Source organism: Bacteroides muris (ex Fokt et al. 2023), from assembly GCF_024704895.1.
GTDB classification, from domain to species: domain Bacteria; phylum Bacteroidota; class Bacteroidia; order Bacteroidales; family Bacteroidaceae; genus Bacteroides; species Bacteroides muris.
Genome location: NZ_JAMZEE010000004.1, coordinates 129,725 through 141,791 on the forward strand (window position 1 = coordinate 129,725; position 12,067 = coordinate 141,791).

Sequence of the window (12,067 nt, forward strand, 5' to 3'; positions counted from 1 at the left end):
ATAGTTAATAATGACTTATTCACTCTTGATTTCCGCGCTCTTTGCCTTTTCCTCCATCCCAAGGTCTTCGCGGATGAAACGGAGCTTCAAGAGAAGCTTTTTCATGCCCTCTACATCCAGGCGGGCGGTGTTATGACTGTGATAGTCCTCTATACGGGCGATATCCTCATTGCCTTCCGTGAAGAACTTGTCATAGTTCAGGTCACGGGTGTCGCAGGGAATGCGGTAATAGTCACCCATATCAACGGCCTTTGCCATCTCTTCGCGGGTTACCAGTGTCTCATACAGTTTCTCGCCGTGGCGCGTGCCGATGGTCTTCACCTCCGTCTCACCGTATTTCGAATCAACCTGCGCGTATGTTTCCTTCAAGGCCTGCGCCAGTACATCCAAGGTGGCGGCAGGAGCCTTCTGCACGAACAGGTCACCGTTATGCCCGTGCTCAAACGCATAGATTACCAGATCCACGGCATCGTCCAGCGTCATCATGAAGCGGGTCATGTTGGAGTCCGTTACCGTAATGGGCCTGCCGTTCTTTATCTGCTCTACCCACAAGGGAATTACAGAACCGCGGCTTGCCATCACATTGCCGTAACGGGTACAGCAGATGGTTGTACCGGCTTCCTCACCCAACGCACGGCCCTTGGCTATGGCAACCTTCTCCATCATGGCCTTGCTGATACCCATGGCATTGATGGGATAGGCAGCCTTGTCGGTAGAAAGCACCACCACATTCTTTACACCATGCGCTATGGCAGATTCCAGTACATTGTCCGTACCAATCACATTGGTCTGCACAGCCTGCAACGGGAAGAACTCGCAGCTGGGAACCTGCTTCAAAGCGGCAGCGGCAAATACATAATCCACTCCCATCATGGCACCGTCCACAGACTGGCGGTCACGGACATTACCGATATAAAATTTCACTTTCGGATTTTGCAGGTGATGACGCATGTCATCCTGCTTCTTCTCGTCGCGACTGAAAATACGGATTTCCTTGATGTCGCTATCAAGGAAACGACGCAATACGGCGTTGCCGAAGCTGCCAGTGCCTCCAGTTATTAGTAATATTTTATTTTTAAACATTACAGATATTTTTTATAAATTTTGTAAGAATCTCTTGTTATATTGTAAGTATTTATAGATGGCATTTTTTTAAAAGTAGAATGATCTTGATGAAATACTTTCACCTTAGGAGTATACAATATTTTGCCGCCATGAGAATAAACTTGATTACTCAATAAAGCCTCTTCACCCATTAAAAAAACACTATTATCAAGTAATCCTATTTCCTGTATATATTGTGGTAATAGTATATAACAAGCACCAAATCCCATTTTTATAAATTGTTCTTTATTATATCCAAGCCTTGATTTCTCCCTCCTATTTTTTCCCAACACTTTTCCCAAGGATGTTAATATACAAGCCATATTATAAGAAGAAAAATATAATTTATAAGCAAATCTACGGAGAACTGAAAGACGATTTATGACATGCGGATTTTGATGAATCCCCCGTGGTGTAATAATATCAGGAGAAATAACAAATGTATCCTTATCATTCTTCAAAGTATCTAACGAATGAATAAAATCAGAAGGAAACAAAAGATCATTATTGCCAACTACCAAAAAAAAATCATCACTGCTACATAGGCTTAATGAAATAATACCTTGATTAATCGCAGAAAAATAGCCTATATTTTTAGAGGAAAAAATCAATTCGATATTTAAAGTATCATTTTCTTTAACAAATTCAGCAAGTCTTTTTTTCTCAGATTTATCTGAATTATTATCAACTATTACAATTTTAGAAAAACCTCCTCCTTGAAGTTTTTTAGTAGAAAGAATACAATCAATAGTCACATTACAATTATTGTAATTAACTATCACCAAATAATATTTCATAAATCTATTTTATTTGATAAAAATTTATTTTCGCCAAACAGAGATATAAAGGCCACATTAAATCAAAAGAGCATAAAACAGGATTTGTTGCGTCTGCTATTAACATAAACATCAGCCCTACTCCAAATGCAATAAGAGTGACATCTTTATATTTTTTCGATAAATAGAATGAACACCAAAGAGTAGATAAAAATACAAACACTATCAAACTAAATCCAAAAATTCCAGTAGTAGCCAACTTTTGATGATATGACAATTCAAAATATGAAGAATAAACCATACGCCCTGGTGACGGTTCAAAAAAAACAGCTCCAAACCCATGTCCCCAGAATGGTTTTTCAAGAATTTCAGCAACAAACATTTTTGATTGTGCAAATTTTATCGGTTCTGCAGAAGCATCAAATGCATTATAAAAAGTTCGACAATATCCTTGTAAAAATCCAGGAAATGAATACTCTACATAGCATAAAATAAAAAAGAACAATACAAATAAGATTAAAACAATCCTTCTTGCTGTTTTCCTTGCCTCTTTCGAGAAACAGCTAGAAAAGAAAAAAGGTATAAAAAAAACCACCACACACATCAACATGACACTTCTACGACCTGAAATTATCAATAAGATAGTTGTAAGAATAACATTGATAATTTGATATACTTTATTAATGCCAAATCCATGCTGGGAAAAAAACAAAATAAATAATATAGGCGTTGAAAAAGTTAATGTATTCAAGTTTATGAAAGTCATTCTAGTAGAATTTTCATATATACTAAAACCTGTATCTACTCCATAAAAAGGATTTGGTAATATTATTCCATTAAATGCAGCCACAGCATAAAATAAATCAAATAAAACTATTACAATATGAGATATAAACAATACTTTCAAGTATTGTTCCCACCAACATGAAGAAGCCGAAAAACAAGAAATAAAAAACAACCAAAAAATAGGCCAAAAGAAAAAAACGCCCAAAAACTGAAAAGGATTAGGATTCTGATATAATACTCCTATACTTGTGCCTAAAAAACCATAAGATAATATTAAAAGAAAGTTCAACAAAACAAAATTCGATACTCTGACTTTTTTAGATGCTAATACACCAATAGTCATCATACATAATATTTTGATGATATATAACTGTGCTATAAAAATCATCATCAAAGATAATAGCAATAAAGCACTAAAAGAAAGAAGATTTTTTCTTTGTATAGTCAAAGCCATTGTCATCTCAAATTGAAAGCATCTCTTAGCCCTTGCACTGTGTGGAGCAATTTTTCTTTCATATTATTTTCGACTAATATCATTTTTATTATGGCACAAAAGAAAAGGACATTCTTTTTTAAAACCCATAAAGGATAATTCTTCCAGTATCTTTTACTGATTAAAAGATGATTACGAGACATGTAATATCGACGTATTGCATTATGATTCGATGAAGTTATGCCATATTTAGTTATTGGAGAACCTAATTCATGGTAAATCAAAGGTTGATTTACACATAATACACGGTATTTTTTTCTAACTCTCAAAACAAAATCAAAGTCAACTGAATCAATAAACAATTGTTCATCATATAATCCTATTTCATCAAAAATCTTAACTGAATGAAGAGTACCAGATGTTATTAATGTCTTCTTTGAAGAATAAGTTATATTAGATGGTATTATTACTTTTTGTTCTGTAAAACAAGTTCCAATAAGCCCTATATTATCAATATGACACAATACATCTGCATAACAATCTAAAATTTCGTGAATAGGTAAACTATCCTGGTCAAAAGATAAAAGATATAAATAATTGTTGTTTTTCGCATATAAAACGCCTTGATTTAATCCCCAAGCTATGCCTCTATTTTGAGAAGATTTCACCACAACAAAGTGTTTATCCAAATCTTTAGGAATATACAAAGCTACATCTTGTGCAGAGCCATTATCAACGATGATTGTCTTATCTGCAATCTCAACATACCTTTCAATCTGATTTTTAAATCCAGGACCTGGATTATAAGTTATTACTACTATTATAGTATTAAAATAGTTAGGCAAAGTAGTCATCTGAATAACAATCTATTATAATAAGCTACTATACTGCTTATTCAACTTTCTTCCTAAAGTATAATATCTCATATTTAACCATATTCTTTGGAAGCATTGTTGACACTCCCATCGAAAATACATCCATTTATAACGCAAAGCAAAAAAAGGAGCCACACGAAATATAGTACGATTTAATTCATCATGATTCCACATGCCTACCTTTCTTTGTACATCAATAAGTTTTTTTAGTTTCCCAACCAATTTTGGATGTAACGAAAACACTTCAGAATCTAACAAACGATAACAATAAGCCTCACCCATAAACTCTATAAAAAGTTTAAATAGAAAACAAGACAATACTAAAAAGCTACCTTCCAATTGCTTTTGATTTTTAAAACGTTTCCATTGCTTTTGTAGAAAATAAAGATGCGATTTTGCGTGTTCTTCGGAATAAATCTTTTTTCCAATAGAAGAGTCATTACCTAACACACGATAAAAATAGTCTGGCTTTCCGTAAGATAATTTATAACATGCACCATTAGCAATGGCTGTCATATTAAAATCTGAATCTTGCAATGATTTCAAATTGAGATCCCAAATCAAATGATTACTCCGAATACTTGATAAACGATATATATTTGAAACTACAACAAAAGGTAGAGTACGGCAAATAAAATTATCCAAATCATTCCCTATAGAGCCATACCCCAATACCATACCCGACAATTCAAAAGGCTTTTTACGCATGCCTAACATTGGAAACACTGCAAAGTCTAACTTCCCATGCATTCTCATAAAATTAACACGTTGCTCAAAACAATAAGGAGCTATCCAATCGTCAGCATCCAAATAAATAAGGTATTCGCCATTTGAACATTCCGTACCATAATTACGGCAACTTTGTGCGCCCTTGGGCAAATCAGGGGGACGAGAAATGACAGAAAAACGACTATCGCTTTTTACAAGTTCATGCGTCACAGCCATACTGTTATCAGTTGAATGATCATCAATAATATAAACTCTAAAATTCTTAAAAGATTGATATATAATTGACTTTATCATACAAGAAACATATTTTTCTGCATTATACATAGGTATAACTACCGAAAGTATTTCATTTTCCATTATTACTGCTATCCAATATTTTATATTGATGGTTAACCATTCACCTTTTGCTCACTTATTTTGATGTCATATTTATAATCTTCCATCAATCACCTCCCTATCCAAAATACCCTTCACATCATATACAATGCCATTTCCATTCTTCAAAAATGAACGAATGTCAAGAGAAACAAACTCTTTATGCGCTACTGCCAATACTACTGCATCGAATTTGCCTTTCAGGCTTTCTAATGAAGATGAAGTGAGTTGTACACCATATTCATGCTCAACTCTATCTGCATTTGCCCAAGAATCATAAACCGTTATGTTATTGGTATATTCCTCCAATGTATGATATATGTCAACAATCTTAGTATTACGCACATCCGGACAATTCTCTTTAAACGTAAAACCAAGAATCAATATATTACTATTTTTCACCAAGACACCCTTTTTATTCATCAGTTTTATCACCTGGTTGCCTACATAATCACCCATACCGTCATTCAAGCGGCGAGCAGAAAACATCACACGAGGTAACACACCATATACTTGCGCTTTTTGAATCAGATAATAAGGGTCTACACCGATACAATGACCACCAACCAAACCCGGCTTCAACTTAATGAAATTCCACTTGGATGAAGCTGCCTCTATCACATCGTTGGTATCAATCCCCATCGCATTGAAAATTTTCGCCAACTCGTTCATAAATGCTATATTCACATCGCGCTGAGAGTTTTCTATAATCTTCGATGCCTCTGCAACTTTTATGGAAGGGGCTTTATGAGTACCATTTACCAATACCGAATTATAAACATTGTCCACAATATCAGCAATCTCAGGCGTAGAACCGGAAGTCACTTTCTTAATCTTCTCAACCGTATGTTCTTTATCTCCCGGATTGATACGCTCTGGAGAATAGCCGGCAAAAAAATCCTCATTAAATTTCAAACCTGACACACGTTCCACTACAGGCAAACATTCTTCCTCAGTAACCCCAGGATATACTGTAGATTCATATACTACAATATCCCCTTTTGATATTACCTTACCAACCGTTTCACTCGCTCCCCATAAAGGTCTTAGGTCAGGACGATTATTCGCATCCACCGGAGTGGGAACTGCAACCACATAAAAATTACAATCCTTTATTTTTTCGATATCGGTAGTACACGCAAATACATGCTTCTCTATAGCTTCTTGAAGCAGTTCGTCTGCCACTTCAAACGTAGCGTCGTGACCTGCCATCAAGGCATCCACACGGTTTTGATTCATATCAAAACCTATAGTTTCATACTTCGTAGAGAACAAACGAGCCAAAGGAAGCCCAACATAACCGAGGCCGATTATGCAAATCTTAATTGAGTCCATTATTGATTTATATTTTAGAATTTTACTGTTAGGAATGTGCAATCTCTGACGGCAATCCGAGGCACCATCAATAACTACAAGTGCTTCCAGCCGTTTCATCAAGTTGTTATCTTCTATAATAGATAAGGGAAGTGAAGCACTTATCCGGTTACCTTTGGTGTATCCATATTTATCCAAACATTTTTTTGATAGTTACAAGAGTCTCAATGACAAATAGATATTTTTTCATTCCCTCCTTGTCTTTATGCAAGATAGCTTGTGCTGTTTTCTCGTAATCGTTATCAAATTTGACAGAGGATAACACATTATGTAACTGCTTGAAATTCTTTTCAAAATCAAGTTCAGACTCTGCATATTCGCGAGCTTTTCGCTTCATCGTATCAAGTTCATATTTATTTGCAATGATATCTGAAATCTGAGTCGACAAGTGGCTAACATTACATACACACATTGGCCAATAATAACCATCTTTTCTTGAATAGTAGTAGTCAATAGGAGTAACCAACCCAAAATCTTTCTCGATAAACTCATTCATTGGAGCATTCTCAGAAGTGATACAGACAAGGCCTGCTGAAATTGCTTCCATAAGAGTAAGACCAATACCATCCAAACGAGATGGATATACATAAACATCAGCTTTGTGATAGAGCCCAGGAGCAGAAATTGTACCCTCTACAACCTCCATCAAACCTTCCTCCTGAAGTTCTTTAATCATACAGTTAAGATGTGGCAACTGTTTTTCAAGAGATACCTGGGTATGCAAAAGCAGCTTAGCCTCCTTTTTGTTTGCTGCCTGATAGAATGCTTCAATCAACAGGTCTGTACCTTTTCTGATTGGCGACATTCCCGCAGAATGGAAGAATACAATCTTGTCGTTCTTTACATCAGAGGGTTTATACAATTGTATATTTGTTCCCCATTTAATATACTGAACAGACTTATGGTTTCTAAATGCAAAGGCATGTCTCTGGGTGTTGCATATAACGCCATCAAAGATATCGAATAAAGGAATCGTTTCTTCTGTGTAGTAATCCACATAAGAAACTACCTTAACTCCCATCTGCTTTGCCCATACTACTGGCGTGAACCACTGCTGTTCGTTGAAGAGTATAAGCTCAATCTTATTCTTCTTAATCCATGATTCAAAGTCCTTTCTGTCAATATATGTTCCTCCAGGATAGAGATACATTGTTTTGGGTTTGCGAATACCCCAATGAACGTTGGGTAAATCCCATGTAGGATTACCTTGTGCATAAGCTTCACCACCGCGTGCATATATAAAAACTTCATCGGTACTCTTGAGAATATCCATAAATTGACGAGACACATATGCAGCACCTCTTTCAAACCAAGTTGTTACGATTCCTATTTTCATTTTCTTTTCAGTTTTTCTGTTATTAACGACTTGACATATAAGAAACTTTCATTCTTAGATAGATGGCAGAATAGACCAAATACCAGAACTCCCATTATCATTTGTAACATGAGAACGAGGAGCAAATGAATAGGTAAATACTGAATCCAATAGATTGAAAAGCCCATCATGATGGCACACATGAAAGTAGGTATTATATCCTTTACCTGCTCAAATACACCATAATCGAGATATTTCTTACTTGGGTATAGATTAATGAACAAACAAATGAAATTGAAAATGACAACACCCCAAGCTATAGCAATGACTCCCATAAATACCGAAACAATGAGTATTGTCGTCTCGACAACTTTCTTTATTATCTCAAGTTTTAGTGACATTCCACTGTATCCCATTGCCTTGATTGCTTCCATATTAGCAACCTGAATAGGCAACAGCATATATGCAATTGAATAAATCTGGATGTAGGATACTGCAGGAAGCCATTTCTCTGTCAAAATAAGCAATATCAAAGGCTTGGCTATAGATATCAAACCAATCAATGCAGGAAATATGAGCAAACAGATTATTCCTGTTGATCTTCGGACGAGAGATTTAACTCTTGCCCTATCATTTTGTGAATCAGACAAAACCGGGAACAATATTGTCTGTAAGGACGTGTTTATGTTCTGTACCACCATACCAGACAATGTATGCCCTCTTTCAAAGAAAGCCAAATCGACTGGAGAATAGAATTTTCCAATAATCAGGCTGCGAATATTCAAGTAAAGGGTTGTGATAAAATTCAATCCGAAAATTTTCCATCCGTAGTCAAATAGTTTTTTGAACCTTTCGAATGAGAATGCAAACATTGGTCTCCATTTTATGGTAAACCACATGATTATTGTTGTAACCAGCACACAAATCACTTGTTGACTAATTAATGCCCATACACCATAGTCGTTTAGAGCCAGATAGATACCCAATGAACCAGATACCAAGAGAGCAAAAAAACTGCTATAAAAGAGTCGCCTAAATAACATCAGCTTGGAGACATAGGCTCTTTGGATTGAATTGACAGCTTCGAATACCAAGATAATACCCAATATTCGAATCATATCGGCAAGTTCGAGAGTGTCGTAAAAGACTGCTATCCAAGGAGATGTTACGTATAATAATGCATACAACACTATAGACAGAAAAATGCTTGAAAAGAAAATAGTCGAATAGTCAAGACTATCTGTATCTTTTTTCTGGATAAGCGCAGTATTAAGACCTCCATCAATAATTACGTTTGCTAGGTTGACAAATACGGTAATAATCGCAACGGTACCATAGTCTGATGGGCTAAGTATTCTTGCCAAAACAAGAGTTATACACAACCCCAATCCTTGAACACTGAATCTCTCGAGTAATTTCCAAAGAAATGATTTGATGACGTTACCTTTTGAATAAATTTCCTCCATCTCTCTATTTCCTCAATATACTTTTAACTATTTGCACAAGGTTATAACGAAACCACATCGCATAACCAAGTAAACTGATATGCTTTATTCTTGGTCCCTTTTGCTCAGCATCCATTTTTACCAACTGCCAATAATAGCACCACATATATTTTCCTGCTGTGGGTTTAAGTTCTTCCTTTTTGGCCTTTAGGAGTATTATTTCAATTTTTGAAATTGCATTAAACAAATATCCGCAGATATTCTTTTTTACATAATTATCGACATTATTTGTTATACCATCATTTTCATAGACCTTATCCATGAAAATTTCATTAGTAAGGAGAAGCTTATACTTTAAGCCTATCTGATCCATTACATAATTTTCCGGGACAAATTTGGTTTCAAGATTCTCAGGCCACGAATACTTCTTAAGGATATCAGTTCTCAAACACTCACAGCAATCAAGGAACCATCCTGCATAGTTGCCATAGTGGTATTCTACATAAGACAAAGAGTGCAGACCTTCAGGAAATGGCCGCCCTATCATTTTGCCATTAGTCATACTCTTACCCATGACTCCACAGAACGAATCCTTATCCTTGCATCTGTCCCATAATTTAGCCATCTTTTCCAAACAAGTAGGAACAAACTGGTCATCAGAGTCAAGAATAACGAATAGTTCTCCTTTGGCACACGCAACACCCCTATTTAGGGCAGTATGCTTACCTCCGTTTACTTTCTTTATATAACGAAGGTTAAGAAGAGATTCATACTGATGAACAACCTCTTCTGTATTGTCACTGGAACCATCATCAATTACGACTACCTCAAAATCCTTGAATGTTTGCTTTACTAAGCTGTCTAAAGGCTTTTGGATTGTATGCGCTCGATTATATGAGGGAATACAAACTGTAAACTTGCACATAAGTGTATTCTTTTTCTTTGTTATGCAATTTTGATTCCTTTTTGTAACCTTCTTGTCATCGTTTTCAGAACTATGTCTGATATGCCTATATTCAATAGTATTACAACGACATTAACTACAGGATAATTTGTTAGAGCCATTAATGTTGGAAGACTCAAGATGAATAACCGATGAACAATATAAATTTCGTAACTGTATTTATCAAAAAGACTTGCAATCTTCAGCTATGGAACTTTGTATGTTACTTCACTTCATACCTATCTGTTTCCTTTTCTGCAAGCACATCGGCAATGCGCCGACAAGCCTGTCCGTCACCATAAGGATTAACAGCCTTAGACATCTTCTCGTAAGCTGCGACATCATCGAGGAGGATACTGACTTCGAACATAATCTTATCGTAGTCGGTACCGACAAGGTGAACAGTACCAGATGCAAGAGCTTCAGGACGCTCGGTAGTGTCACGCATCACTAAGACGGGTTTACCAAGGCCTGGGGCTTCTTCCTGAATGCCGCCTGAGTCAGTAAGGACGATGGTAGCCTTTGACATAAGATAAACGAACTCGAGATACTGAAGGGGCTCGATGAAGAAGAAGTTAGGACAGGCGAGGTCTTCGCCAAAGACTTCGTGGATTGGCTTGCGCACGTTGGGATTAAGGTGCATTGGGTAAACGAAATCTACCTCTGGATATTTCTCAGAGAGATCCTTCATAGCGGTAACCATTTGAATAAAGCCGTCGCCAAAGTTCTCGCGACGATGACCTGTGATAAGGACAAGCTTCTTGCCGTTGTTGAGACGAGTTACGTTATAACCTGCGGCTGCAAGCACCTTGTTTTGCTCTTCAGCAAGGAAAGCATCAGTCTTGAGTTTATCTACGACCATGCGGAGAGCATCTATAACGGTATTACCAGTAACGTAAATATTGCCATGGGCTTTCTCTTCGAGGAGGTTCTTTTCACTGAGTGGGGTTGGTGAGAAATTGTAGGTAGCAATACGACCGGTAATCTGGCGATTCATCTCCTCTGGCCATGGACTATAAATGTTATGGGTACGGAGTCCTGCCTCTACATGGCCTACCGGTATCTGTGCGTAGAAGGCTGCAAGGGCTCCTGCCACGGAAGTAGTAGTATCACCATGAACAAGAATAACATCAGGATGGCACTCTTTGAAGATGCTGCGAAGACCGATAAGGACACGTGCAGTTACATCGGTGAGATCTTGTCCCTGTTTCATGATATTGAGGTCGTAGTTGGGACGAACATCGAAAATCTGCAATACTTGGTCTAGCATTTCACGATGCTGCCCCGTAACACATACGATGGTTTTAAACTCTTCTGATCGCTTCTGGAACTCTTTGACCAACGGGCACATCTTAATGGCTTCCGGACGGGTTCCGAAGACTAACATTACCTTCTTCATTGTATTTATCGCTATTTTTACTTCTATTTTTCCAAATATTACAGCCAATCAGGAACCGTGAAAGATAATCCATCATTTCACTACAGATGTATCAGGGCTATACATATCATCAAAGTAGCAATGTGCTCGTCTTCGACAAAATGGTAAGACAAACTCTCAAGAATTTCATATTCTATTTTTTCAGCTTTATCTCTGCCTTTACTCTTCAACCTCCTCCCACGGATAAGGATTCTCCACCACATTCTGAAACTCCTCAACAGCCTCCTGCTGTTCGGCAGTCAGCAATGGAGCATTCCAAGAGGCAATGATGGAGTGAGCTTCATCTGCCAAAGGCTCATCGAAAACCTCTCCATAGCAGGCAGTGAGCAGACGAAGTTTCAACAAGGAAGCGGGAAGAGTATCAAGAACACCCCAACAACGGTTCAGAACCTCCTGCACATGCTGCTGTTTCTCACCGTGGTCGACAAACGAGGCGCTGTAACCCATCAAAAGAGCGAGACAAACATTGGCCTG

At 37.1% G+C, this 12,067-nt stretch carries 11 protein-coding genes; all 11 read right to left on the reverse strand.

The genetic code is table 11. The features are described 5' to 3' along the window. Positions 1-15 precede the first annotated feature (15 nt). Positions 16-1,083: a polysaccharide biosynthesis protein gene (locus M1B78_RS03060; protein ID WP_257939855.1), complete on the reverse strand. Its 1,068-nt coding sequence runs from the start codon at positions 1,081-1,083 to the stop codon at positions 16-18. Then, a complete protein-coding gene (locus M1B78_RS03065) occupies positions 1,083-1,901 on the reverse strand; it encodes a glycosyltransferase family 2 protein (RefSeq protein ID WP_257932292.1) in 819 nt (272 codons plus the stop codon). Before M1B78_RS03065 ends, M1B78_RS03060 begins: the two co-directional genes overlap by 1 nt. A 4-nt stretch (positions 1,902-1,905) precedes the next feature. Further along, positions 1,906-3,120 carry a hypothetical protein gene (locus tag M1B78_RS03070; protein ID WP_257932293.1) on the reverse strand — a complete coding sequence of 405 codons (1,215 nt, stop codon included), beginning with the start codon at positions 3,118-3,120 and terminating at the stop codon, positions 1,906-1,908. Positions 3,121-3,122: 2 nt separating this feature from the next. Beyond that, complete coding sequence (locus tag M1B78_RS03075; protein ID WP_257939856.1) at positions 3,123-3,953, reverse strand: glycosyltransferase; 831 nt, start codon at positions 3,951-3,953, stop codon at positions 3,123-3,125. A 15-nt stretch (positions 3,954-3,968) separates the two neighbouring features. Further along, the gene (locus M1B78_RS03080) at positions 3,969-5,060 is read right to left on the reverse strand and encodes a glycosyltransferase family 2 protein (RefSeq protein ID WP_257932295.1); all 1,092 of its coding nucleotides are present in this window, start codon (positions 5,058-5,060) and stop codon (positions 3,969-3,971) included. Positions 5,061-5,132: 72 nt separating this feature from the next. Further along, positions 5,133-6,413, reverse strand: coding sequence for a nucleotide sugar dehydrogenase (locus M1B78_RS03085; protein ID WP_257939864.1), 1,281 nt, complete (start codon positions 6,411-6,413; stop codon positions 5,133-5,135). Between the two features lie 169 nt (positions 6,414-6,582). Continuing rightward, a complete protein-coding gene (locus M1B78_RS03090) occupies positions 6,583-7,788 on the reverse strand; it encodes a glycosyltransferase family 4 protein (protein ID WP_257939857.1) in 1,206 nt (401 codons plus the stop codon). Beyond that, on the reverse strand, positions 7,785-9,233 hold the full coding sequence (locus M1B78_RS03095; RefSeq protein ID WP_257939858.1) for a lipopolysaccharide biosynthesis protein: 1,449 nt from the start codon (positions 9,231-9,233) through the stop codon (positions 7,785-7,787). The genes M1B78_RS03090 and M1B78_RS03095 overlap by 4 nt, the downstream gene beginning before the upstream one ends. A 4-nt stretch (positions 9,234-9,237) precedes the next feature. Continuing rightward, entirely contained in the window at positions 9,238-10,137 is a 900-nt protein-coding gene (locus M1B78_RS03100; protein ID WP_257932298.1) for a glycosyltransferase family 2 protein, read from the reverse strand. 241 nt (positions 10,138-10,378) lie between these two features. Further along, positions 10,379-11,554, reverse strand: a complete 1,176-nt coding sequence (gene wecB, locus M1B78_RS03105; protein WP_257939859.1) for a non-hydrolyzing UDP-N-acetylglucosamine 2-epimerase — start codon at positions 11,552-11,554, stop codon at positions 10,379-10,381. 198 nt (positions 11,555-11,752) lie between these two features. Continuing rightward, positions 11,753-12,067: UpxZ family transcription anti-terminator antagonist (locus M1B78_RS03110; RefSeq protein WP_257939860.1), on the reverse strand; the 315-nt coding region annotated here is incomplete at its 5' end.

Excerpts from the sequence above, each read along its gene's own strand:
- M1B78_RS03070 (WP_257932293.1), bottom strand. The coding sequence starts at position 3,120 with ATGGCTTTGACTATACAAAGAAAAAATCTTCTTTCTTTTAGTGCTTTA.
- M1B78_RS03075 (WP_257939856.1), bottom strand. The coding sequence starts at position 3,953 with ATGACTACTTTGCCTAACTATTTTAATACTATAATAGTAGTAATAACT.
- wecB (WP_257939859.1), bottom strand. The coding sequence starts at position 11,554 with ATGAAGAAGGTAATGTTAGTCTTCGGAACCCGTCCGGAAGCCATTAAG.
- M1B78_RS03090 (WP_257939857.1), bottom strand. The coding sequence starts at position 7,788 with ATGAAAATAGGAATCGTAACAACTTGGTTTGAAAGAGGTGCTGCATAT.
- M1B78_RS03080 (WP_257932295.1), bottom strand. The coding sequence starts at position 5,060 with ATGGAAAATGAAATACTTTCGGTAGTTATACCTATGTATAATGCAGAA.
- M1B78_RS03095 (WP_257939858.1), bottom strand. The coding sequence starts at position 9,233 with ATGGAGGAAATTTATTCAAAAGGTAACGTCATCAAATCATTTCTTTGG.
- M1B78_RS03100 (WP_257932298.1), bottom strand. The coding sequence starts at position 10,137 with ATGTGCAAGTTTACAGTTTGTATTCCCTCATATAATCGAGCGCATACA.
- M1B78_RS03060 (WP_257939855.1), bottom strand. The coding sequence starts at position 1,083 with ATGTTTAAAAATAAAATATTACTAATAACTGGAGGCACTGGCAGCTTC.
- M1B78_RS03085 (WP_257939864.1), bottom strand. The coding sequence starts at position 6,413 with ATGGACTCAATTAAGATTTGCATAATCGGCCTCGGTTATGTTGGGCTT.
- M1B78_RS03065 (WP_257932292.1), bottom strand. The coding sequence starts at position 1,901 with ATGAAATATTATTTGGTGATAGTTAATTACAATAATTGTAATGTGACT.